17 protein-coding genes are annotated in these 23269 nt (G+C 68.3%); 8 read left to right on the forward strand and 9 right to left on the reverse strand.

The genetic code is table 11. The features are described 5' to 3' along the window. Positions 1–40: 40 nt before the first annotated feature. Positions 41–301 (forward strand): hypothetical protein, encoded by a 261-nt coding sequence (locus CKO31_RS13190; protein ID WP_200238166.1) that lies wholly within the window; start codon positions 41–43, stop codon positions 299–301. A 198-nt stretch (positions 302–499) separates the two neighbouring features. On the opposite strand, the gene CKO31_RS13195 is transcribed toward CKO31_RS13190, so the two are convergent. Together CKO31_RS13195 and CKO31_RS13200 are read right to left on the reverse strand one after the other, a co-directional pair. After that, a complete protein-coding gene (locus CKO31_RS13195) occupies positions 500–1111 on the reverse strand; it encodes a YceI family protein (protein WP_200238168.1) in 612 nt (203 codons plus the stop codon). Between the two features lie 220 nt (positions 1112–1331). Continuing rightward, positions 1332–2906 (reverse strand): mechanosensitive ion channel family protein, encoded by a 1575-nt coding sequence (locus tag CKO31_RS13200; protein WP_242475351.1) that lies wholly within the window; start codon positions 2904–2906, stop codon positions 1332–1334. A 377-nt stretch (positions 2907–3283) separates the two neighbouring features. On the opposite strand from CKO31_RS13200, the gene CKO31_RS13205 reads away from it, so the two are divergent. The 5 genes from CKO31_RS13205 (at position 3284) to CKO31_RS13225 (ending at position 9374) form a co-directional block, all read left to right on the forward strand. Next, positions 3284–4750, forward strand: coding sequence for a mediator of RNA polymerase II transcription subunit 21 (locus CKO31_RS13205; RefSeq protein ID WP_200238170.1), 1467 nt, complete (start codon positions 3284–3286; stop codon positions 4748–4750). A 343-nt stretch (positions 4751–5093) separates the two neighbouring features. Continuing rightward, positions 5094–6287 (forward strand): glycine betaine/L-proline ABC transporter ATP-binding protein ProV, encoded by a 1194-nt coding sequence (proV, locus tag CKO31_RS13210; protein ID WP_200238173.1) that lies wholly within the window; start codon positions 5094–5096, stop codon positions 6285–6287. A gap of 238 nt (positions 6288–6525) precedes the next feature. Continuing rightward, entirely contained in the window at positions 6526–7680 is a 1155-nt protein-coding gene (gene proW, locus CKO31_RS13215; RefSeq protein WP_200238175.1) for a glycine betaine/L-proline ABC transporter permease ProW, read from the forward strand. Between the two features lie 55 nt (positions 7681–7735). Next, complete coding sequence (gene proX / locus CKO31_RS13220) at positions 7736–8752, forward strand: glycine betaine/L-proline ABC transporter substrate-binding protein ProX (RefSeq protein ID WP_200238177.1); 1017 nt, start codon at positions 7736–7738, stop codon at positions 8750–8752. 181 nt (positions 8753–8933) lie between these two features. Further along, positions 8934–9374: a DUF29 domain-containing protein gene (locus CKO31_RS13225; RefSeq protein ID WP_200238179.1), complete on the forward strand. Its 441-nt coding sequence runs from the start codon at positions 8934–8936 to the stop codon at positions 9372–9374. A 70-nt stretch (positions 9375–9444) separates the two neighbouring features. Here the strand turns inward: CKO31_RS13225 and CKO31_RS13230 are convergent, their stop codons facing one another. From CKO31_RS13230 to CKO31_RS13245, 4 genes are all read right to left on the reverse strand, one after another. Beyond that, a complete protein-coding gene (locus CKO31_RS13230) occupies positions 9445–15591 on the reverse strand; it encodes a PAS domain S-box protein (protein ID WP_200238181.1) in 6147 nt (2048 codons plus the stop codon). Between the two features lie 114 nt (positions 15592–15705). Then, entirely contained in the window at positions 15706–16128 is a 423-nt protein-coding gene (locus CKO31_RS13235) for a response regulator (RefSeq protein WP_200238183.1), read from the reverse strand. 36 nt (positions 16129–16164) lie between these two features. Next, positions 16165–17325 (reverse strand): EAL domain-containing response regulator, encoded by a 1161-nt coding sequence (locus tag CKO31_RS13240; RefSeq protein WP_200238185.1) that lies wholly within the window; start codon positions 17323–17325, stop codon positions 16165–16167. 28 nt (positions 17326–17353) lie between these two features. Then, positions 17354–17791, reverse strand: coding sequence for a DNA-binding transcriptional response regulator (locus tag CKO31_RS13245; RefSeq protein WP_200238187.1), 438 nt, complete (start codon positions 17789–17791; stop codon positions 17354–17356). Positions 17792–17988: 197 nt separating this feature from the next. Between CKO31_RS13245 and CKO31_RS13250 the strand changes: the two genes are divergently transcribed. Continuing rightward, entirely contained in the window at positions 17989–18696 is a 708-nt protein-coding gene (locus CKO31_RS13250; protein WP_200238189.1) for a response regulator transcription factor, read from the forward strand. A gap of 83 nt (positions 18697–18779) precedes the next feature. Here CKO31_RS13250 and CKO31_RS13255 read toward each other — a convergent pair whose 3' ends face one another. From CKO31_RS13255 to CKO31_RS13265, 3 genes are all read right to left on the reverse strand, one after another. Further along, the gene (locus tag CKO31_RS13255) at positions 18780–20339 is read right to left on the reverse strand and encodes a sensor histidine kinase (protein ID WP_322789138.1); all 1560 of its coding nucleotides are present in this window, start codon (positions 20337–20339) and stop codon (positions 18780–18782) included. Continuing rightward, positions 20329–21006 (reverse strand): response regulator transcription factor, encoded by a 678-nt coding sequence (locus CKO31_RS13260; RefSeq protein ID WP_200238192.1) that lies wholly within the window; start codon positions 21004–21006, stop codon positions 20329–20331. The genes CKO31_RS13255 and CKO31_RS13260 overlap by 11 nt, the downstream gene beginning before the upstream one ends. 106 nt (positions 21007–21112) lie before the next feature. Then, entirely contained in the window at positions 21113–22681 is a 1569-nt protein-coding gene (locus CKO31_RS13265; RefSeq protein WP_200238195.1) for a DegQ family serine endoprotease, read from the reverse strand. A 328-nt stretch (positions 22682–23009) separates the two neighbouring features. Here CKO31_RS13265 and CKO31_RS13270 point away from each other — a divergent pair, with 328 nt between their 5' ends. Beyond that, a complete protein-coding gene (locus tag CKO31_RS13270; RefSeq protein ID WP_200238198.1) occupies positions 23010–23195 on the forward strand; it encodes a hypothetical protein in 186 nt (61 codons plus the stop codon). Positions 23196–23269: the final 74 nt, after the last annotated feature.

Below are 23269 nucleotides of genomic sequence, written 5' to 3' on the forward strand. Positions count from 1 at the left end.
CCGCACGGAAGCATTGAACAACCCCGAGTGACTGCACCCCATGAACCACTGCAAAGACTGCCGGGCGCTGTGGCCGTTTGGCTTCGCGCTCGCCCTCGCCATGCTGGTGTCCTTCCCGGCGTGGGCCACCTTCAACTTGATGGCGCTGAGCGCCACCATGCAGATCGCCGGCACGGCGCTGGTGTTTGCGATCAGTGCCGGCGGCCTGATGCTTTATGTACGCTGGTGCATGCGGCGCAACTGCGCGCTGCGTCGAGCCCTCGGCCAGCAGCGCGCGCGCCTGGCGGCCGCAGCCCGTTGAGGGCAGAGGTAGAGAGGGATGAGAGCGCGCCAACCGCGACAGCGCCATGCCCGCGCGGCAGACCGGCTGGCGCTACCGCGCCGCCGGCCAGTCGCGTCGGCGCTGTCCTAATGGACAGCACCAATAGTCGCTGGCAAGCACCAGGGCAATAAGGGGACGGCCCTGTACTGCGCAGAGCCGTTCGCCGTCCCTCGCGTGCTACTCCCCAGCGACAAAGGTCATCAGGAAGGTCACCGGCACCGCGTGGCTGATGCTCGCAAGCCCCGCGATCTCACGCAGCTTCTCCACACCGTCGCTGAGCCCGAATTTGGCGGCATCGACGATCAGCGGCTTGGTGCTGGCCACCATCACGGTGCCGTCATCGAGCTTCGCGGCCTGCATGCTGATGATCATGGGCTGGGTCTCGCCATGCAGGGACAGGTTGCCTTCGGCGGTGATCTGCTGGATCTGACCCGGCTGCATCTCGGCGATGATGGCAGGCTCCACCTTCGCCGTGAGGGTGGCGTCCTTGTAGTTGGTGGTCTCGAACAAGAACTCGCGCATCCGCTCGTTGCGAATCGGGATCAAGGTCTCGACGCTGTCCAGGAACATGGACACCGTGACCTGACCGTCGTCGGTGATGGCGCCGGTCATTTCCTTGAACGTGTTCACCTCACCCACGTCCTTGGCCTTGATGGACACGAAGCTCAAGTGCGAGCGCGCCGGATCCATGGTCCAGCCGGCAATGGCCGGGCCGGCGGCTAGCGCGAGGGCCAGTGCTGGAGCCATGAGCACGGCCCGGGTCGAAGCGCGGCGATACAGCTGAAGCATGTCGTCTATCTCCGTTGGTTGATTTGCGCCGTGATGACACCTGCACCGGCGCTGGATTGCAAGCGGGCGGCAACGACAACGGCGCGCGTCTTCCGTGGGAGCGGCATCCCTGCCGCGATGCTCGCCTTCACGGCGCGGATCGCGGCAGGGATGCCGCTCCCACAGGGCAGCGATCGCGGCCAGAGGCCGCTCCCACGGGCGCTGTTGTGGCGGCGTCACATCAAGACCGCGGCAGGCGCGCGTTGTAGAGCCGGCGCTCCAGGCCCAAACGGATGTCGCGCATGCTCAGGCGCCGCGTGCGTCGGCGGCTCTGCGCGCGCGCGGCCTCGGCGAGATCCCAGCGCTGCTTCACCAGCTCCACGAGCTTGTCTTTGAGCTCCGGCCTGGCATCCACAATGGCGCGCAGACAGTCCAGATCGACGCGGATGAGGGTGACATCGCTGCGGGCAATGAACTCCTCGAAGCTCGGCTCCGTGGTGAGCATGGCCGTGAGCCCGAAGTAGCTGCCGGGCCCCAGGGTCTCCAGCTCTTTGCGGGTGCCATCCGGCAGCAGCACACTGCTGTCCGCCAGCCCGCCGGCGATGACGTAAACCGCGTCACTGACGGCCCCCTCGGCCAGCAGCACTTGGCCGGCGTTGAAGTGCCGGTATTCGCTGCGAGCCGCGAGCTGCGCTAGCTCCTCCTCGGTGAGCTCGGCGGCGAGCTCCATAGACTTGAGCGCCAGCGCCAGCGTCGGCGGCTCCGCGCTGGTGATCTGCGCGCGGCGGGTGCGCATCTCCTGTACCTCTGGCGCTACCTCGATGCCGGACTCATGCAAGGCTTTGTGGATCTCTCGAAACAGCTCTTCGCGGGCACGGAACATGGCGGGGTACTGGCGCAGGTGCACCCAGACCATATAGCTGTAGGGGAGGCTGCCCCCCTCGGCGAGCCGCACCACCGGCGGCGGCAGCTTGAGCACGCTGTCGCAGCGCATGGCCGCCTGCAGCAGCAGCTCGGTGGCGTAGCGCGGATCCACCTCCGCCGGCAGCTTGACGAAATACCAGGGCGCGTAGACATGGCTCTCGCCGTGCAGATTCTTGAAGCTCTGACTGGCGAGATTGGAGTTGGGTACTACCAGTGTTGCATTGTCCCAGCCGCGCAGCCGGGTGGAGCGCCAGTTCATGTCTACCACCTCGCCGACACGGCCATCGCCCAGCTCCAGCCAATCGCCGATGCGGAAGGGCCGCTCGACACCCATGGCGATACCCGAGAAGAGATCCCCCAAGGTCCGCTGCAGGGCGAGACCGAGCAATGCCGCTGCAACACCGGTGGAGAGCCAGACACCCGAGAGCGAATAGCCCTGCTGGCGCATGAACACGCCCAGCCCCACCAACATCAACAGGATATAGATGAGGCCGATGATGAGCTGGGGCACGCGGTCGCGCTGTCGCGCCTCGGCACGCAGCAGCAGCTGCACCTCGATGAAGCGCGCCACCGCCCACCCGCCCGCCAGGTAAGCCGTGAGCGCGGTCAGCCACTTGATGGACTGATCCAACGCCGGCAGCCCCACCACCCGGTTAGCGACCCGGAGTAGGGCTCCCGCAACAACCCAGCTGAACGGCAGCACCACCACGTCCAGCGCCGCGGTGATGCGCGGAAAGTGATCGAACAAGGGACGCTCGCCCACCACGCGGCAGCCGATCCGCCAGAGCACGAACAGCCCCAAAGCAGCCAGTAACAGCTGCCAATAGCTCGCCGTGAGCTCGTCCATGGCACGGAGCACGGCGACGGTGGCGGTAATCTGGTGATCGTCCATCGGGGCAATCGTGAAAGCGCGACGAGGACGCCATGGTATACCCGCCGGCAGCGACACGCCGACGGCGCAGACCCTGCATCCGGTCGCAGGTAACCCCCCCGTTCGCCACCAGACACCTCGACCACAGACACCGGCCTAGATCGGGTCATCGGCACGGCCGCGAAGGGCTGCGGCTGCCCCGTCATCACGAGCCCGGCGCGACGGCCCAGCGCAAGAGCCGCCGCGGCCCACCGAGATGTCTGCCACAGGGAAATGTATCCACGAAACAACGAACGTTGCGGCCTCGCTACATTAGGTGTATGTTTAAGCTCGCAGTGGCGAAAAGCTTACATTCGTCGCCAACTTGCGACAGGAAAATCACCGACAGCAGGTGCCTTATGTCTTCCAACCTCCATAGCATCCCCGCGGCCAGTGATCGCCGCCCAACGCGCGCCCAGCGCAGCACCCTCGCCCTTTCCATCGCCGCCGTGCTGCCGCTGCTGGCGGCCCCCGGCATCAGCGCGGCGAGCACCGCCGCGCTGGAGCGGCGCATCGCCGAGCTCGAGGCCGAGCTGGACGACGCCCGCCAGGAGCTCATCGACGCCAAAGAGGAAACCGAAGAGGCCTACCAGCAGGCCGCGGCGGCAGAAGAGCAGCTCGCCGACGAAGGCCCGGCGCCCGCCGACAAGATCACCTTCGGACCGCTGACGATCGGCGGCGCGCTGCGCGCGAACTATGTGCTCGGGACCTACCCAGGTCGCGGCAACGGGCCCTCGCGCGGCGGTAACGGCGGCGACTTCGAGCTGGAGACCTTCCGCATCAACATGGATCTCAAGTACGAGAGCCTGGTCGGCAAGCTGGAATACCGCTGGTACAACGGCTACAACTTTCTGCATACCGGCTGGCTCGGCTGGGACTTCGACGACGGCAGCCAGATTCAGGTCGGCCAGAACCGAGTCCCCTTCGGTCCAGGACCCTATGGCGTCTCCCAGAGCTGGTTCTTCGATCAGCACTACTACCTGGGCCTCGCCGACGACATGGACCTCGGTATCAAGTACATCACCAGCATCGGCGACTGGAGTCTGGACTTCGCCTACTACAACCGGGCCCAGTGGAACGGCCGCGGCACCAGCCTGGACAGCGCGCGCTACGACTACGACATCGTCCCCTGGACCACGTCCGTCGACCCGGACGGCACCGTCAACTACGGCGGCACGCCCAACGGCTGGGAGGAGCGCAACCAGCTCAACTTCCGCGCCATCTACAGCCTCGACGACATCGCCGTACCCACCGAGATCGGCACCTCGCTGCAGTGGGGCCAGCTCGAAGGGCGGCGCGTGGATGACGGTGAGCACTGGGCTGCGTCCGTTCATATGAAGAACAGCTGGAAGAACTGGCTGCTCGCGACCCAAGTAACGCGTTACAAGATCGACGTCGACGACAACGACTTCCTCAACACCGACGAGCTGGTACCCATGGGGGCCTTCGACTTCGCGTGGCCGGTTGCGACCGATGCCTGGATTCCGGCGGTGTCTCTGAGCTATCTCTATGAGACCAACCAGATCCCCTGGCTGGACTCGGTGCGCCCGTACGTGGAGTACAGCAACGTCGTCAAGCAGGACAGCGACTTCAACGACAGCCAGTTGGTGACACTCGGCGCTGCCTGGGCTCGCGGGGGCTGGTACATCTACACGGACCTGGCCATCTCGGACGGCAACTTCTTCGTGGGCACCGAGACCAAGGACGGCACGGCCGAGACCTTCACCAACATCTTCTCGCCCATCGACGGCGCGGGTGACTTCGGCGTGAACGCCAACGACCACTGGAACTACCGGCTCAACATCAACTTCGGCTACTACTTCTAGGAGAGGGCTGAGGGCTGAGGGCTGCGGGCCGGGGACATGCCTGTGGCAGGCCCCGGCCCTCGGCCTGCTTCGCGGATCGAGTCAAGCCCCAGCCCGTCTCCTGCCACCCCGGTGCCACCCCGGCGGGTTTGACAGCGCCACCGAGGCACCTTAGCCTTGGGCTCTATTTAGAACCCTAACCATTTCCCACCTGGCCCGTGGCCGAGTCCCCGGCCCTACGGGCAGCATCGGACACGCCGCGTCGGCGGCAACCTGCAAGGCTCCCGACGCACTCGCCCTGCCGCACGCTGGCGCCGCCATCAACCGGAGCGCATCCCCGCCGTACCGGATGCGAGCAAACGCTATGACTGACAAAGTCGTCGTCGAGCACCTGTACAAGGTCTTCGGCGAGCACCCGCAGGAAGCATTGCGCCTACTGGAGCAGGGCGTCGACAAAGACAAGATCTTCGAGCGCACGGGCCAAACCGTCGGCGTCTCGGACGCGAGCTTCTCGATCCAACAGGGCGAGATCTTCGTCATCATGGGCCTCTCGGGCTCCGGCAAATCCACGCTGGTGCGCCTGCTGAACCGGCTCATCGAGCCAAGCGCCGGCAAGGTCATCGTCGACGGCCGCGACATCGCCGCCATGAGCGACGACGAGCTCATGGAGCTGCGGCGCCGCGACATGAGCATGGTCTTCCAATCCTTCGCCCTCATGCCGCATCTCACCGTCGGCGAGAATGCCGCCTTCGGCCTGGAGCTTGCCGGCATCGCCGCCGCGGAGCGCGAAGAGCGTGCCATCACCGCGCTGGAGCAAGTCGGCCTCAAAGCCCACGCCGACAGCTACCCCGACGAGCTCTCCGGCGGCATGCAGCAGCGGGTGGGCCTGGCGCGGGCGCTGGCCAACGACCCATCGGTCATGCTCATGGACGAGGCCTTCTCGGCACTGGACCCGCTGATCCGCAGCGAGATGCAGGACGAGCTGCTCAAGCTCCAGGAGAACAGCGAGCGCACCGTCGTGTTCATCTCCCACGACCTTGACGAGGCCATGCGCATCGGCGACCGCATCGCCATCATGGAAGGCGGGCGCGTCGTGCAGGTGGGCACCCCGGACGACATCCTGAACAACCCCGCCGACGACTATGTGCGCTCCTTCTTCCGCGGCGTCGACGTAGCCACGGTGTTCAAGGCCGGCGACATCGCCCGGCGCACCCAGGTGACGGTGATCGAGCGCCAGGACGACGGCATCCGCGCGGCACTGAACCGCCTGCGCGAGCACGACCGGGAGTTCGGCTACGTCGTGGACAGGGGCCAGCACTTCCACGGCGTCGTGTCCCTGGAGTCGCTCCAACGGGAGCTGCGCCAAGCCGAGCCCAAGCTCCACCACGCCTTTCTCGACGACGTACCGGCCCTGCCGGCGGACACGCCGGTCAGCGACCTGCTCGGCACCGTCGCCGCCACCACCTGCGGGGTACCGGTGGTGGACGAGCAGAATCGGTACAAGGGCGTCATCACCAAGGCCTGCTTGTTGGAGACCTTGGATCGGGATGTGGGATGAGAGTACGGAGTACGGAGTACGGAGTACGTGAGAGCGCCGGGCTCCATGGTGCGTTGGTCGCCAACGCAAGTGGCGTCAGTCTGTTGGATGGCGCATCGGCGCTACGCTGACCGGTGACGCTTTGCGTACCTCGTACCTCGTACTTCGTACTTCGTACTTTGAACTCCCGCATGCTGTTTTGCCCGAGCAAGACCATCCCCGTAACAAGCGACCAGCGCTCTAAATTTTAGGTCCCCTCATGGCAGACGAATCCACCAATCCCTGGGCCAGCGGCGGCGGTAGCGACAAGACCGCCGCGGGCAGCGACAATCCGTGGAATGCGGGCGCCGGCACCACCGGCGAGCCACCGTCGGAGACGCCGCCTGAGCCGGCCGGGGCGTCCGACCCCTGGGGTACGCCGGGCGAGGCCACCGAGGCCACACCCGGCGACTGGCTTGCCGGCAGCGGTGCCGGCGTCGACGAAAGCACGCTGGATCTGTGGCATCCCTTCCAAGAAGCCGTGGTGCCGCTCGGCGCCTGGGTAGACACCGGGCTCGATTGGCTGGTGGACAATTTCCGGTCCGTGTTCCAAGCGATTCGCCTGCCCATCGACGCCACCCTCACCGGCATCGAAACGACCCTGCTCAGTATCCCGGACGCGCTCATGGTCGTGATCATGGGCCTACTCGCCTGGCAGGCGGGCGGGCGCCGGCTCGGCATCGGCGCAGTCATCTCGTTGGTGGTGATCGGCCTCATCGGCGCCTGGGCCGAGGCCATGGTGACCCTGGCGCTGGTCATCACGTCGGTGTTCTTCTGCCTCATCATCGGCCTGCCCATGGGCATCTGGCTCGCCCGCAGCGACCGTGCCGCGGCGACGGTGCGCCCCGTGCTGGACGCCATGCAGACCACGCCCGCCTTCGTCTACCTGGTTCCGGTGGTCATGCTGTTCGGGATCGGCAACGTGCCGGGCGTGGTGGTCACCATCATCTTTGCGCTGCCGCCGCTGATCCGCCTCACCAACCTCGGCATCCGCCAGGTTCCGGGGGACCTGGTGGAGGCGGCGCGCTCCTTCGGCGCCTCCAAGCGCCAATTGTTGTTCAAGGTGCAGCTGCCGCTGGCCATGCCCACCATCATGGCCGGCGTGAACCAGACCCTGATGCTGGCGCTGTCCATGGTGGTCATCGCCTCCATGATCGCCGTCGGCGGTCTCGGGCAGATGGTGCTGCGCGGCATCGGGCGCCTGGACATGGGGCTCGCCACCATCGGCGGCGTTGGCATTGTGCTGCTCGCCATCATCCTGGATCGTATGACCCAAGCCGTCGGCCAATCCGACCGCGACAAGCCCACCCGGCATTGGTACGAGGCCGGTCCGGCCGGCCTGGTGCGGGCCTTGTTCGTCAGGCGCACGGCCTGATCCCATACCCACTGACCAACCCCCCTGAGCCAAACCCACTGAACAGGAGAAGCCCATGCAAGCGACTTTGGATCTAAAGACTTGTGCTCGCGCCGCCCTCTTCACGGCCGTGACGGCCGCCGCCGGCGGCGCCCTGGCCGCAGAGAAGCCGGGCGAGGGCGTGGAAGTCCAGCCCATCAAGTCCTCCATCGCGGAGGAGACCTTCCAGACCATGTTGGTCATGAAGGCACTGGAAGAGCTCGGCTACGAGGTCAACGACATCAAGGAGATCGAGTACGCGGCGGGTCACGTGGCTATTGCCAACAACGACGCCACCTTCATCGCCGCGCACTGGGATCCGCTGCATATCGACTTCTACGAGGAAGCCGGCGGCGACGAGAAGCTCTACCGCGAAGGCGTTTACTCCTCGGGCTCCATCCAGGGCTACCTCATCGACAAGAAGACCGCCGAGGAGTACGACATCACCAACATCGAGCAGCTGAAAGATCCGGAGATCGCCAAGCTGTTCGACGCCGATGGCGACGGCAAGGCCGATCTCGCCGGCTGCCCCCCCGGCTGGGGCTGCGAGAAGGTCATCGAGCACCATATGGACGCCTACGACCTGCGTGACACCGTCACCCACAACCAGGGCAGCTACTCGGCCATCATCGCCGACGCCATCACCCGCTACGAAAAGGGCGAGCCCATCCTGTACTACACCTGGACGCCCTACTGGGTGAGCGGCGTGCTGGTGCCGGGCGAGGACGTCACCTGGATGCAGGTGCCCTTCAGCTCCCTGCCGGGCGAGCGCGAGGACGTGGACACCTCCCTGCCGGACGGCTCCAACTACGGCTTCCAGGCCAACGACCAGCGCATCGTCGCCAACAAGGAATTCGCCGAGGAGAACCCGGCGGCGGCCGAGCTGTTCGCGATCATGAAGGTCAGCAACAACGACATCAGCGCCCAGAACCTGCGCATGCGCGACGGCGAGGACAGCGAGTCCGACATCGAAAAGCACGCGGATGCGTGGATCGCCGCCAACCGCGAGAAGTTCGACGCCTGGCTGGAGCGCGCCCGCGCCGCAGCCGAATGACCTAGTCGCCCGCCCCGCCGCCTGCCGCCGGCAGGCGGCGTCTGGGAGCGTCAGCATCCCTTCGACAGGGTTGCAGCGCGTGCGACCTCGTGTGAGGATCTGGACGCCTTCGCGGCCGGAGGCCGCTCCCACGGGCCTCATGCCGGCATGCAGGGCGAGCCTACCTTAAAGAGTCAACGCGTTGTCCGGCCTCTACGACCAAGACTTCAATGCCTGGACCGAGCAGCAGGCAGACTTGCTGCGCGCGGGTCGCTGGGCGGAGCTCGACGTGCAGCATTTGATCGACGAGATCGAGAGCATGGGCCGCAGCGAGCGCAAGGAGCTGGTCAATCGTTTGGTCATTCTGATGCTGCATCTGCTCAAATGGCGCTACCAGCCTGCGTTGCGCGGCAATTCCTGGCGGCTCTCCATCAAAGAGCAGCGCATCCGCTTAAGCTCCCATCTCGACGACAATCCGAGCCTCAAGGCCTATCTCGACGAGGCCGCCGTGCGCGCCTATCGGCTCGCCGTCATCGAGGCCGAGAAGCAAACGGGCCTGCCCGCCACAACCTTCCCCGAGCAGTGTCCTTTCACCTTCGCCGACATGGCCGACGAGCAGTTCTGGCCGGACGCCGCGGGCTGAGCGCTCCGCATTCCCGAAGACGCGCCCCCCGCTCTCGCAGTGGTGCGTCCGCGGCGCTGAACGCCCGGCCTCAGGCGGGGGCATCCGTTGGCGCCGCGCTTCCCCGCGGATCTTCGCTGGGCGGGCCGACCTTGGGCTGGCCACCTGGCGTGGCGGTGCGGATGGCCGCAAACAGCTGCGCCTGCTCCAGGGGCTTGCGCAGTATCGGCAGTGCCGCATCGGCATCGGCATCGGCGCCGGCGCGGTCGGGCGTCGCGTACTGACCGGTCATGAGCAGCACGGGCAAGCCAGGCCGCTCGACGGCCAAGCGCTCCTTGAGCGCCAGTCCATCGAGCACCGGCATGGCCACATCGGTGAGCACCAGGTCTACGCCGGGGTCCGCACGCAACCGCTCCAGCGCCAGCTCCCCGTGCTCGGCGAGCCGGGTGGTCATGCCTGCCCGAGTCAGCACTCGCGCGACACCATCACGCACCCGCGGATCATCGTCCACCACCAAGACCCGCAGCCCAGCTACGGAGTCGGTCTGCGGGGCGTTGTCCATAGGCTCCTGGGTCAGGTCAGGCGATGGCTGCGTCGGCAGCAGCAGTCGGAAGCGAGTCCCCTGTCCGCGCGCCGACTCCACAGCCAGTCCGGCGCCGGAGCGCAGCACGAATTCCTTGACCATGAAGAGCCCCAGCCCGTGGCCGCGCCGTTTGGCCTTGGTGGAGAACAGCGGCTCGAAGATGGACGCCTGGGTTTCCGGCGTCATGCCGCTGCCGTCGTCCTGCACGCTCAGCTCGACATAGTCCCCCGCCGCCAAGTCACCGACCGCCAGCGCACCGCAGCCGTCCCAGCGGCGCGATCTTGCCGTGATGCGAAGCGTACCCCCGTCGGGCATGGCATCGCGGGCATTCAGAGCCAGGTTCAGTAAGGCCGCCTGCAGGAAGGCGCCATTGCTCCAGGCCGCGAGACCGGCCGGGATCGCGGTCTCCAACCGGATGCCGGCGGGCAGCATGTGGTGCAGGATGCCCGCCAGCTCGCCGATGGTCGTGTCCAGTGGCACCAGCGCCAGCGGCACACCGCCCGCGCGGCTCATCGAGAGCATGCCGGACGCCACCACCTTGGCCTGCCCCAGTGCGCTGCGGGTCTCCTCCAGCACCTGCGGCAGCTCCGGGTCCTCGTCCTGTACGGCGGCCAAGGCATCCTCGATGTACAAGAGATTGATGTCCAGCACCCCGAGGAGGTTATTGAAGTCATGCGCGACGCCGCTCGCCAGATGGCCGATGGTCTCACGCTCCTTGGCCTGCACCAGGTAATGCTGGAGGCGCTCCTGCGCGCGCACGGCCGCGATGCGCTGGGCGACGAGCCGCAGCAATTGCCACAGCGGCTCGTCCAGCGCGAGCTCGGCCTGCTCACCCCAGAGTACGAGCAACAACTGCTCGCGCTGCGCCTCCGGCGCGTCGTCGCCGGCAAAAGCCAGCGCAATGTGACAATCCTGCCCCGCCGCGGCGGCGCCGTCCGCGGGCAGGTCACAGTCCACCACCGGCTTGCCCGGCTGTGCCCGGGCTGCGTCCAGCAAGGCTGGCGGCACCGCTAGGGAAGCCGGGGACGCCGAGCCCCGGGCCGTGTCGATGCTGGCGATAAGCTCCGGCTGATGCGCATCGTCGCGCAGGGTGCCGACGCCGGCGCCGGTCAAATCCAGGGCGCGGCAGGCGAGCCGTAACAGCGCCTGCAGCTGGTGCTCCGGCGGTAATGCCTGATTCACCAGATCCAGCAAGTCTTCCAGACGCGCCGTATACGCAGAGAGCTTGCCTTCCAGCGCCCGGCGCCGCTCGCGGGCTTCGTGCAGCTCGGTGACGTCTTCCACCATGGCCAGCGGGGTGGGCGGTGCATCGCCGCCCGCCGGCAGCAGGGCCATGCGCAGATCGCCCCAGACCACGCGGCCGTCCGGTCGCAGGTAGCGCTCGGTCAGCCGGTAGTCCGTACGGCGGCCGGTGAGCAGATCACTGAATTGCGCCTGGTTGGCGGGCAGGTCGTCCGGGTGGATGAGGCTGTCGAGGACCGTGTCCCGCAAGGCATCCGGACTGCGGCCCAGCAGTCCCGCCAGCGCCCGATTCACCATGAGCAGACGCCGCTGCTCGTCGAGCAGTGCGATGCCCATGGGGGCGTTGTCGAAGATGGCGCTCAGGCGCTCGCGGCTCTCGCGCAGCCGCTGCTGCGCCAAGTGGCGCTCGGTGATGTCCTGCACGGTGCCGCGGGCGCGTATGGCCTGCCCATCCGCGGCGTGCTCGAACGCGGCGCGCTCGTGCACCCACTTGATCCGGCCGTCCGGCAGCAGCAGTCGATGCACCAGATCATGGGCCGCGCCATGCTCCGTGGCGGCGGCATAGGCGCGCCGCAGGGATTCGCGATCATCGGGGTGGACCACGGTCTGGAAGGCGTCGAAGGATGCACCGAAGCTCGCGGGATCCTGCTCGAAGATGCGATAGACCTCGGGCGACCATTGCAGGTCGTCGGCGGCGATGTCGTATTCCCAGGAGCCGATGTGGGCCAGCGCCTGCGCCCCCAGCAGGGCCTGGCGGCTGTCCTCCAGCGCGTTGCGGCTCTGGTACTCCAGGGTCACGTCTGTGAAGAAGGCCGTCAGCGTACGCACAGCGCCGAGCTGCATCAGCCCCGGGGCGATCTTGCAATGGAAGACGCCGCCGTCGCGGCGCCGGCAAGGCACGTACAGCGGCACATTGAGGCTGCCCGCGTCGGCGTCGTCGGCGGCCATGCCGAGGTCCGCCACCAGCTGCGGCTCCAGTCCCGGCGGGTGCAGGTCTTCGGCGCCCAGTCCGATGAGCCCCCCGGGCGGATAGCCGAACAACCGCTCCATCGCCGTGTTGCAACAAAGCACCCGCCGATCATGGAGGCCCAGCTCGACAATGCCGTGGGGCGAGCTGTCGATAATGGCTTGCAGACGCAGCTGGGTCTCCAGCAGGCTGGTGATATCGGCGAAGGTGACGAAGACGCGATGCGGCCGCGCGGCGCCCGGCGCCGTCTCGGGATGGGCCTTGGCCAACAGCCAGCGCACGCTGTCGCCGGCGCGCAGCCCCACCACCATGGGCTCTGTGTCCTGGCCGCTGCGCAGGGCGACGCGCGACGGATAGGCCGCGTGCGCCAGCGGGGTGCCGTCCTCACCGAGCAGTTGCCAGGGCTCGCTCTCCGGGCGGCGGCCCTGCACCTGATCGCGTGGCAGGGCCAGCATCGCGCAGGCGACCGGGTTGGCCTCGGTCATGACGCCGTCGCCGTCGTAGTAGATCACGCCTTCGCCGATGGTCTCGAACAGGGCGCGGAAGCGCTGCTCGCTCTCGCGCAGCGCTTGCTCGGCGGCCTTGCGCTCGGTGATGTCGCGGCCGACACCGACGATGGCCACCACTTGGCCCTGCGCGTCCAACACGGCCTTGTCGGACCATTGCAGCCAGCGCCAGCCGTGCACGGTCTCGGCGCGCTGCTCCATGGTGGCGGCATGGGGCGGTGCGAAAAGCCTGGCCATGGCCTCGGCGGTGGCCTCGCGGTCGTCGGGATGAACCAGGGGCATGAAGGTCTGGCCGAGGAGCTCCGCCTCGCTGCGCCCGAACATGCGGCAATAGGACGGGCTCACGAACTCGAACCGACCTTCGGTGTCCACGCGCACCAAGAGGTCCTCCAGATTGTTCACCACCAGCCGATAGCGCTCCTGCTGCTCACGCAGCGCGGCTTCAATGCGGCGCTGCTCGGTCACGTCCAGCGCCGTGCCGGCGAAGCGCTGGGGCGTACCGTCGGCGCCGCGCTGCATCCGACCCCGCGCGAGCAGCATGCGCTCGACACCGTCGCGTGCGCAGACGCGAAACTCGATGTCGTAATCGTCGTAGGGTGGCTGCTGTGCCGCCAACGCTCGCGCGCGTACCCGTTCCCGGTCGTCTGGATGCACCACCGCCAGGAAGTGATCGAGCGTGGATGCGACTGCGCCCGGCGCATAGCCGAGCAGTCGGTAGGCCTCGTCGGACCAGTAGCCGGTGCCGTCCATTGCATACGCCCAGCTGCCGAGATGGGCAATGGCTTGGGCCTCGTTCAGCCGGGCCTCGCTGGCACGCAGCCGCGCCGTGGACTCCACGGTCTCGGTCACGTCCTGCTGCACGCCGATGTAATGCGTCACAGTCGCGCCATCACCGTGCACAGGCGACAAGGCCAAGGCGCTCCAGTAGGTGCTGCCGTCCGGCCGCCGGTTGCGAATCACGGCGCTGCACTCCTGGTCCGCGGCCAGCGCCGCGCGCAGGCGCTCGAGGTCCAGCTGGTCTTCGTCGCCGTCGCGGAGCATGCGCAGATCCTGCCCAAGCAAGGCCTCGGCGCTGTAGCCGGACACCTCCGTGAAGCCGCGATTCGCATAGGTCACCAAGTGGTCGCGACCGCTGCGCCTGGTCACGACGATGCCGGTGCCGCTCTGAGACAGGGCCTCCAGCAGCACATGGTGCTCACGGTGCAGCTGGATGGAAGCGAGTCCGAGCCCGGCCAGAGGACGCACCCGCTCGAATACGTCGGTGGAGAAGGTGCCGAGCCCCGCCGCAGGTATGTCGGTGAGCAGTATCCCCAATGCACTGCCCGTGCGGTCGCAGATCGGGATGGCCCGGCCACTGCACAGGTCCGTCGCCGGTGTGCCCTCGGCTTCCATCACCTCGGGCGGCACCGCCACGGGTGTACAGGCGACCAGCACCCGCTGCAGAAAAACCTGTGCCGCGGGCGCCGCCAGCCGTCGCACCAGGTCCTCGCGTGCATCGGCGGGCAGCCCGGGGCTTGCCACCAGCTCCAGCCGGCTGTTGGCACTGGGCAGCATGAAGCAATGCTGCCCCGGCAGGACCCGTTGCAGCTGGCGGCAAAGCGCGTCGGCGAAGGCCGCTGCATTGTCGCCATGGCGCACCAGCCAGGCCAGGCAGTGGGCCTCCAGGTCCAGCAGGGCGCGCTGGCGTACCTGCTCGTCGCGCTCACGCTGCAGTGCCTCGAAGCTCTCGCCCAGGGACTCCCCCATGGCAGTGACAGCATGGCCAAGCTGCGCGGATTCCGCGAACAGGCCCGGGCTGGGGACCGACCAGGGCTGTCCGTCGCGAATGGCCGCCGGCAGGGCCCGGGCGGCGTCCGCCACCGATTGGATCGGCCCGACGATGCGCCGGCTCAGCAGGGCCGCCAACAGCACGGCGCCGAGGGCGAGCGCCAACAGGGCGGCGAGCAAGCGCGTGATCCGCTGCTGCACCGCATCGATGACGGGCACCGCGCTGACCTCGATGATGAGATCCTGCGGCGGCTCCATGCCCGGCACGGGCAAGGCTGCACGGTAGCGCGAGGCCCGCCAGCGCACCATCGCCGAGGACTGCGGCTGCGCCGGGAGCACCAGCGCCAGGCCCGGCTCCGCGCTCGGCACAATGGGGCCGGCGGGCAGCGCTTCGCCGAGCGTAACCGCGCCGCTCGCGCGCTCCGCCAGAAAGAGGCGTGGCGCGGCACCCAATCGTGTATGCCGCTCGGCCGCCGCGTTCAGGCGCCGAAGCTCAGCGGCCAGCTGCGCCGGGCTCGCCGCCGCGGCCTGCGCCAGCTGAGGCACGGCCAGCGCACCGAGCAGCCGCAGCTCGTGCGCCCGATCGGCCTCCAGCAGGGACTTGAGATCGCTGTTCTCCCAAGCCGTCACCAGCAATGACGGCAGCAGCAACGCCGCCAGCAATAGGCTGAACAACAGCTCGCTCAGCCGCGGCAGCCCGCGGCGCCCTTGCAGCAGGGCAAGGCCCAGCAGCAGGCTGCCTGCCAGCGCGGCATTGAGGATGCCGTTGAGGGATTGCTTGGCGGCGATCAACAGCGTCGGCAGCCAGCCCATGCCGAGCGGGCCGTGATAGAACACCAGCACCAGCGGGATGCCGATGAGCACCCAGTACAGCGCCGCAGAGATCGCCAGCGGCGGCAGCGGCCGACCGCGCCGTTGCGCCCAGCGACGATGCAGCGCGACCGCGAGGGCCTCCAGGGCAAAGATGAGCAGCGCGTAGGGATGATCCCAGAGCACCAGCGTATAGGCGCCGGCGGCGATGGCCACCGCGAGCCCCGGCAGGAGACCCAGGCGGGCCACGGCCACCAAAGCTGCGATGGAGCCGAACAGCACCTCGACACCGAAGAACAGGGATACGCTGAAGACGTTGCCCAGCACCCCGAGGCCGGCCAACAGCAGTGTCTCAAGCAGCATTGACCGCCATGGCCGCTGGCTGGGCGGGGGGTCTAGCGCCGTGCCGGCGGGCTGGTGCGGGCTGGTGGCCCCGCGCGCGAGTGGACTTGGCATGGACGGGGATTGGGTGCTGTCTTAGCAGGCGGCGGCCGGGTCCGGCGGCGCCGGGGCACCGAGCAGGGCCTCCAGGCGCGCGCGCAGGGCCTCCGGGCGGAAGGGCTTGTGCAGCGTCGCATCGGCGCCGAGCGCCGCCCCCATGGCCAGCACGTTGGTGGCCTCGCCCTGGATGATGTCGCCGGACACCGCGATGATGCGCATCTGCGGCGCCAGCTGGCGCGCGCGGGCGATGACCTCGAAGCCGTCCAGATGCGGCATGTAGATGTCGACAATCAGCAGATCGGGTGGATCGCGCCCGATGCTGGCGAGCGATTCACGGGCATCGCTGAAGGTCTCGCAGCGGAATCCCCAACGCGGCAGCAGCCGCAGGCTCGCCTGAAGTAGGCGCGGATCATCGTCGAGCACCTGCACCCTGGGTGCGGTGGCTGTGGCATCGGTCATGAGCGGCAACTCCCCTCGGATCCGGGCCGAAGTTGGTCAGGTTTTGGGCCCGAAGCGACTCACCAATTCCGCCAGCGGCATCGGCGCGCCGAACAGATAGCCCTGGAGGCGGTCCACACCGGCCTCGCAGAGCCACTGCGCTTGGGCAATGGTCTCCACACCCTCGGCGACCACGTGCAGCCCCAGGCTCTCGCACATCGCGAGGATGGCGGCGAGCAGGCGCTCGGCCTTATTCGAGTCGAACAGCTCGGCAACGAAGCACAGATCGACCTTGACGGTGTCATACGGCAGCTCGGCCAGTGCGCGGATACTGGAATAGCCGGTACCGAAGTCGTCCATGGCCAGAGACGCCCCCAGCAGACGCAGCTGCGCGCCCAGCTCGCGCACAGACTGGGAGTCGGCGAGGCTCGCGCTCTCGGTGAGCTCGACGCGCACGCCGCAGCAGTCTTGAAGGCCGTCCACGAGCCGGCGCACCAGGGCCGCCGTGAGGGCGACGTCCAGCTGGACAACGCTGAGGTTCACGGACAGATGATCCAGCGCCAGACCGGAGAGTCTGTCCTTTGCGGCCAGCAGGCGCTCGAACAGGGCCTCGGTCAGCGGCAGGATCAGGCCCGCCGACTCCGCCAGGGGAATGACCTGCTGGGCACTGAGCACCGCGCCGCTCGGCAGGCGCAGCCGGGTCAGCACCTCGGCATCTTTGAGGCTCCCGTCACCGCCGACGATGGGCTGAAAGAAGGGCTCGATACAGCCGTCGCGAATGGCGGCGGCGAGGGCTTCGACATCCAGCCCCGGCGCTGCCCCGGCGCCGGCCGCAGCCGTCGGCCGCATTGCCGGCGCGAGTCGCGCCAACAGCGGCGGCAGGTCACGCACCATGGCACCCTTGCTCACGGCCCCGCGGACCTCGAGCCCGCTGGCACTTGCGATACGCCGGGCGGTGTCCAGCAGCTCATCGCCATGCCCGGACAGCAGCACCAGCGGCGTGCTCAGGCCCTGCTGACTCAGCCACCGGACCACGTCCAGCCCGGTCTCCTGCCCCAGCTCCAGGTCGAGCACCACCAGCTCCGGCGGATGGTGCAGCACGTCTTCCTTGAAGGATGCGGCCGTGGCGTGATAGCGCAGGTCATGGCCGAGGCGACCGGCGAAGCGCCGCAGCGTCCGCTCCATGCGGGGATCGTCATCGAGACAGGTGAGCTGCATACTGGCTCCGGTCGGGACTTCCTCCCTCTTAGGATGCGCGATACAGGGCATGCGAATCTGAGATGTCGCTCGCGGCAAGCACCAGCACCGCGAGCAGCTCGGCACCGTCCACCGGTGACGGCAGCACGTAGTCGGCACCGAGCAGACCTCTCAACGGCGCGAAGCGCCCGGGGTCATTGGCGCGGATCAGGGGCGAGAAGCCGATGATGACCAGCCCCGGGCTGCGCGCTCGGGCCAGGCGCAGCCAATCGCGCTCAGCGCGAAGTGCGGTCACCAACAGGTCCGGGGCACCAGCGCCGCGCGCACCGCCTTGCATGGCGGTGACGGCGCCCCGGGCATCGGCGTAGGCACGGCAATGGATGCCCGCCGCCTCCAGGAGCCGGCAAAGCCATGCGCGCTCGCGCGCATCCGGCGCTGCGACGGATACCGCCAGCCGACCCGCCGCCCAGTTCTCAAGTCCACTCATCATCCTGGTCCAGCGGTCTAGGAGATCACAGCGTTGTGACTCAGAGCTTAGTCAGGCAGAGCGGCGCCGTCTGTTAATTATTGTAAGACTGTGGACGAGGCAAGCACCGGTTCGGTTATCTTGAGCTGTTGGTCACGTCACCAAGCGGGCCGGCAGGATCGACAGACCAGCCCGGGCGATTATGGAGAGAGGGCGCCATGTCGGCGGACGCACGCATCATCATCGTCGAAGACCATCTTCCCTTGGCCAGGGCGGTCGCGCGCTGGCTGCGCGCCCGGCGCTTTGACACGGCGATCGCCGCCGGGCTCCGCGAGTTTCGCGAGCACTATCGCGGTGGCGGCGCCGACTTGGTGCTGCTGGATCTCAACCTGGGGGCGGACGACGGGCTGACGTTGGCGCAGGAGCTTGGCGGGGAGGCCCAGGTCGGACTGATCATCATGACCGGCCGCGATCAGCTGGACGACCGGGTGCGCGGCCTCGACGCCGGCGCCGACGATTACCTCGTCAAGCCCTTTGCGCTGGAAGAGCTGGGCGCGCGCGTGCGGGCGGTGCTGCGGCGGCGCCTGCGGCTGCCGAGCGCCGAGGGCATCGTTCGCTTGGGTCCGGTGGAGCTGGATCTGCCGCGCCGCGAAGTGCGCTGTCAGGGACATCCCAAGCCGGTGCGCCTGACCGAGCGCCAACGCGATATTCTGCGGCGCCTCATGGCCACCGCCGGCGACACCGTCGAGCGCGACGAGCTGCTGCCGCACGCCCAGTGGGAGCCGGGCGACCGCTCCGTGGACGTGCATGTGAGCGGCATCCGCCGCAAGCTCACCGCTGCCGGAATGACCATGCTGCAGATCTCGCCGGTGCGCAGCCGCGGCTACCGCCTCGACCTGCTCGACTCACGGGAGGCGGCGCACTAGGACCAGAGATCATCGAGACGCGTCGGCCCGTGGCCCGGCTCGGTTTGGGCACCGAGCGTTGCGTGCGTCGCGCATCGCCCGGCTCAAGCGCTGCCATCGCCGTCGCGGCCATTGCCCGCCACAGCCCCGGCGGGTAGCTGCAGCAGCACCCGCAGTCCGGGACCGGCATCCTCCAACCGCAGCCGGGCGCCGTGCAGCTGTGCCACCGCCTGCACCAGGCTCAAGCCCAGACCATGGCCCGGGGCCGAGCGGCTCGCGTCGACGCGGTAGAAGCGCTGCAGCACTTTGCCGCGCAGCTCGGGCGGGATGCCGGGGCCGGAGTCGGCGACGCCGAGCACCACGCCGCCGCGGGCAGGGGCCGCCGTGAGCTGGATGTGCCCACCGGCCGGGGTGTACTTGATGGCATTGTCCAGCAGGTTCGCCAGCGCCTGAAAGAGCAGGTCGCGGTCGCCGTGAATGCGCCCGACGCCGGGCTCGCCTGCGCCCGCCTGCGGCTGCGCCGGCGACACCCTGAGCTGCTGCTCCTTGTCCGCCGCCAGCGGCTCGTAGAGCTCGGCCACATCGTGCAGCAGCACCACCGGGTCCAGATCGGCGAAGGCAGCGCGGCGGCTGCCGGACTCGACCCGGGCGATGCGCAGCAGGGCGTTGAAGGCACCCAGCAGCTCTTCGGCATCGGTGATGGCCTCGTCGATGCCCTCGGCGGCCTCGGGGCCGAGATCGGTGTCGCGCAGCTGGCTCAGCTTGGTGTGCAGCCGCGACAACGGGGTGCGCAGATCGTGGGCGATGTTGTCCGACACCTGCCGGACGCTCGTCATCAGGGTCTCGATGCGCGCCAGCATGCGGTTCAGGTTGACCGCGAGCTGATCGAGCTCGTCGCCGCTGTCGTCGGTGGGAATGCGCCGGGACAGGTCGCCCTCCATGATCTCGCGGCCCACTTGGTTGACGGCCTCGATGCGGCGCACCACGCCGGCGCTCATCAGCCAGCCGCCGGCGAGCGCCAGCGCCACGGTCATGGCGAGACCCCAGCCGAGGGCGTCGCGGATCAGCCCCCGGATGGCCGTGAGCTCGCGCACATCCCGGCCCACCAGCAGATGCAAGCCGCCGCGCAGGCGAAACACCTTGCCGCGGGCGGCATGCTCTTCCCCCAGCGCGGCGCCTGCATCCAGGGCATCGCGCAGCCGGAAGTCGATCCAGCCGTCGCGGTCCGGCTCCACGTCCGGCCAGGCGTCGATGTTGCCGACCAGCGGGCGGTATTCGGTATCGGCGAGCAGATAGACGCCGGCACCCGTGGGCCGCTGGGCGCTGCGCTGGGCCAGCAGCGTGGTGAGACCGGAGAGACCCCGGCGGCGGTACTGCTCGGCGAGGCCCTGGATCTCGGCCTCGATGGTGGCGTCGGTCTGCCGGGCCATGTAGCCGGCGGTGGACCAGTAGATGAAGCCGAGCAGCGCCACCACCGAGCCCGCGAGCAGCACCGCATACAGCAGCGCCAAGCGGAAGGTGAAGCTCGCGAGCACCTCCCGCGGGCGGGTCAGCGGCCAGCCGACGCGGCGCTTGGGTATCGGCTCGGCCGGCGCCGCGGGCGCAGCCGCCGCGTTTTCGGCGCCGCCCGCGCGCTGCGGGCCGGGGCTCACGTCAGGGCTCACGGATCACATAGCCGGCACCGCGCACGGTTTGCAGCAGGGGCTCGTCGAAGTCGCGATCGATCTTGCCGCGCAGACGGCTGACATGGACGTCGATGACGTTGGTCTGCGGGTCGAAATGATAATCCCAGACGTGCTCCAGCAGCATGGTGCGGGTCACCACCTGGCCGGCATGGCGCATCAGGTACTCAAGCAGGCGGAACTCCCGCGGCTGCAGGGGGATCTTCTTGCCGGCCCGGGTCACCTCGCGGGTGAGCAAGTCCAGCTCTAGATCGCCCACCTGGAAGTGGGTCTGGGGCTGGTCCTCGGGAACGGCCCGGCGCTGCAGGGCCTCGATGCGCGCATGCAGCTCGGAGAAGGCGAAGGGCTTGACCAGATAATCGTCACCCCCGGCACGCAGTCCCTCGACCCGATCATCCACCTCGCCCAGGGCGCTCAAAATCAGCACGGGCGTGCGGTTGTCGGACGCGCGCAGGGTGCGCAGCACGCCCAGGCCGTCCAGGGAGGGCAGCATGCGGTCGATGACCAGCACGTCGTAGTCGTTGGCGGCCGCGAGCAACAGCCCGTCGCGCCCGTCCGCGGCATGGTCCACGGTGGCGCCCACCTCGCGCAGGGCCTTGGTCAGATAGGCGGCGAGCTGCTCGTCGTCTTCGATGATCAGGACGCGCATGGGGGAGGAGAGTAGCGAGGGGGAAGGGGCGAGTAGCGAGTAGCGAGTAGCGAGTACCGAGGGGCGGTGGCGCTGCCTTCCGCGTCCCTCGTAACTCGTTACTTCTTCAAGCGAAAGGTACGGCGACGAAGCGCTGCTCGCCGTTTTGCTCCACCCGCAGCAGCACCGACGGGCGGTCCTGCTCGGCGGCCTCGCGCACGGCGCGGGCGACGTCGTCGGGGTCGGCCACCGACTCCTGGCCCACCATCGAGATCAGGCTGCCGGCGCGGATACCCGCGCGCTGGGCCGGGCTGCCCGGCTCCACCTGCGCCACCAGGACGCCGGGAGTGTCCGCGTCCAGGCCGCGCTCTTCGCGCATCTCCGGTGTCAGCGGCGCCAGGAACAGGCCGATGCGGGAGCCGTCATCCTCGGCGGCCTCACCCGGCTTGGTCATGGCCAGATCGTCCTGAGGCATGCGCCCGATGGTGACGTCGAGCATCCGGACCTTGCCGCCGCGGATGACTTCCAGCTCGATGTCGGTCCCGGCGTCGATGCTCGCGATGAGCTTGGTGAGGTCGCGGTACTCGGTCATCTCTTCTCCGGCGGCCTTGACGATAACATCACCGCTCTTCACGCCCGCGGCCATGGCCGGGCTGTCCGGCAATACGTCGGCCACCAGCACGCCTTCGGCGGTGTCCAGCCCCAGGCTGCCGGCGACCTCCTCGCTCACGGGCTGGATCTGCACCCCCAGCCAGCCGCGCTCCACGCGGCCCTTCTCGCGCAGCTCGCGCACGATATCCGCTGCGGTCTCCGCCGGAATCGCGAAGCCGATGCCGATGTTGCCGCCGCTCGGCGAGAAGATGGCGGTATTGACGCCGATCACCCGACCGCGGGCATCGAACAGCGGCCCGCCGGAGTTGCCGCGGTTGATGGGGGCGTCGATCTGCAGGTAGTCGTCGTAGGGGCCGGAGTTGATGTCGCGCCCCCGCGCCGAGATGATGCCGGCGTTCACCGAGCCGCCAAGGCCGAAGGGGTTGCCCACGGCGAGCACCCAGTCGCCGATGCGCGCCTCGCCACTGTGGCCGAGGTCGACATGCGGCAGGCCCGGCGCGCCGTCCACCTTGATCAGTGCGAGGTCGGTCTTCGGGTCGCGGCCGACGACGCGCGCCTCGTACTGACGGCCGTCGTTCAGCGTCACCTCGATGGTCTCGGCGGACTCGATGACGTGGTTGTTGGTGACGATGTAGCCGGAGGGGTCGACAATGAAGCCGGAGCCTTCGCCCTCACGCTGGCGCGGCATCTGGAAGTCCTGCATACCGCCGAACTGCTCGAAGAACTCCTTCAGCGGCGAGTCCTCCGGCAGCCCCTCCGGCAGCGAGCGGCCGTTCATGGACATGCGCTGCATGGGCTTCTGCGCGACGGTGACATTGACCACCGCCGGCGTCACCCGCTCGGCTACATCGGCGAAGCTCGGCGGGCCCGCGGGCTCTGCCAACGGCGCCGGCGCGGTCTCCGCCGCTTGGACATGGCCCACGGCGAGCAGGGAGGCGGCGGTGCCCAGCGTCAGCGCGACGGCCAGCGCAAGCGCGGTGCGGCGGAGGCCGTCGCTGTGCTGGGCGCCTGCTGCGGCGCAGGCATGGGCGCGCGGCGCATCGGCGCGGCGCGCTGCATGATGAATCTGCTTGATCGGTTGCATTCGGACCCTCCAGGGGTTGCACCAGTGATGTTTTGGTCGTCTTGCGATGCGCGCGATGAACCGCCCGCGGCGCGGCTGACCTTGACTGCATATGATCCGGGCAGTGCCGTTACTGCGCCGTTGCAGCAACATTAAGCTTTGGTCATGCCTCGGCACCGGGTCAGTGGACGCCGCCGGCTGCGCGCGGGCAACAACTGCTTGCGACGCCCTGCCTGGGTGCGTAGGTTGTCCCCGCCGGCCGCGAGATAAAGTCGGCGGCCGTGCGTCCGCACGTTTTGTGCTGGAGCCTGTTTTGTGATCGCACACCACCGCGAGGAACAACCGAACCATGGCCGACCTGGAACAGGTGGAAATCCACCGCTACCGCCGCGAGCTGGAGCACGACGTGCGCCACCTCGTGAAGAAATATTGCCGCATCATGAGCTGGGAAGTCCCGGAGCTGGACGAAAAAGAAGCCGACAAGCTGATCTTCATGGCGCTGCGCGAGGCACTGAGCCAGGTGGAGAAGGAGTAGCGGCCGTCGCGCGCCGATCCGGTGCAATACGCGGCTCGGCAGGCAGACGCGGGCCGCACGCTTCAACAACATCG

Origin of the sequence: Thiohalocapsa halophila (genome assembly GCF_016583825.1) — a bacterium.
In the GTDB taxonomy this organism is placed as follows: domain Bacteria; phylum Pseudomonadota; class Gammaproteobacteria; order Chromatiales; family Chromatiaceae; genus Thiohalocapsa; species Thiohalocapsa halophila.

Excerpts from the sequence above, each read along its gene's own strand:
- CKO31_RS13245 (WP_200238187.1), bottom strand. The coding sequence starts at position 17,791 with ATGAGTGGACTTGAGAACTGGGCGGCGGGTCGGCTGGCGGTATCCGTC.
- CKO31_RS13195 (WP_200238168.1), bottom strand. The coding sequence starts at position 1,111 with ATGCTTCAGCTGTATCGCCGCGCTTCGACCCGGGCCGTGCTCATGGCT.
- CKO31_RS13190 (WP_200238166.1), top strand. The coding sequence starts at position 41 with ATGAACCACTGCAAAGACTGCCGGGCGCTGTGGCCGTTTGGCTTCGCG.
- CKO31_RS13250 (WP_200238189.1), top strand. The coding sequence starts at position 17,989 with ATGTCGGCGGACGCACGCATCATCATCGTCGAAGACCATCTTCCCTTG.
- CKO31_RS13230 (WP_200238181.1), bottom strand. The coding sequence starts at position 15,591 with ATGCTGCTTGAGACACTGCTGTTGGCCGGCCTCGGGGTGCTGGGCAAC.
- CKO31_RS13205 (WP_200238170.1), top strand. The coding sequence starts at position 3,284 with ATGTCTTCCAACCTCCATAGCATCCCCGCGGCCAGTGATCGCCGCCCA.
- CKO31_RS13270 (WP_200238198.1), top strand. The coding sequence starts at position 23,010 with ATGGCCGACCTGGAACAGGTGGAAATCCACCGCTACCGCCGCGAGCTG.
- proX (WP_200238177.1), top strand. The coding sequence starts at position 7,736 with ATGCAAGCGACTTTGGATCTAAAGACTTGTGCTCGCGCCGCCCTCTTC.
- CKO31_RS13235 (WP_200238183.1), bottom strand. The coding sequence starts at position 16,128 with ATGACCGATGCCACAGCCACCGCACCCAGGGTGCAGGTGCTCGACGAT.
- CKO31_RS13200 (WP_242475351.1), bottom strand. The coding sequence starts at position 2,906 with ATGGACGATCACCAGATTACCGCCACCGTCGCCGTGCTCCGTGCCATG.
- proW (WP_200238175.1), top strand. The coding sequence starts at position 6,526 with ATGGCAGACGAATCCACCAATCCCTGGGCCAGCGGCGGCGGTAGCGAC.
- CKO31_RS13260 (WP_200238192.1), bottom strand. The coding sequence starts at position 21,006 with ATGCGCGTCCTGATCATCGAAGACGACGAGCAGCTCGCCGCCTATCTG.
- CKO31_RS13240 (WP_200238185.1), bottom strand. The coding sequence starts at position 17,325 with ATGCAGCTCACCTGTCTCGATGACGATCCCCGCATGGAGCGGACGCTG.
- proV (WP_200238173.1), top strand. The coding sequence starts at position 5,094 with ATGACTGACAAAGTCGTCGTCGAGCACCTGTACAAGGTCTTCGGCGAG.
- CKO31_RS13265 (WP_200238195.1), bottom strand. The coding sequence starts at position 22,681 with ATGCAACCGATCAAGCAGATTCATCATGCAGCGCGCCGCGCCGATGCG.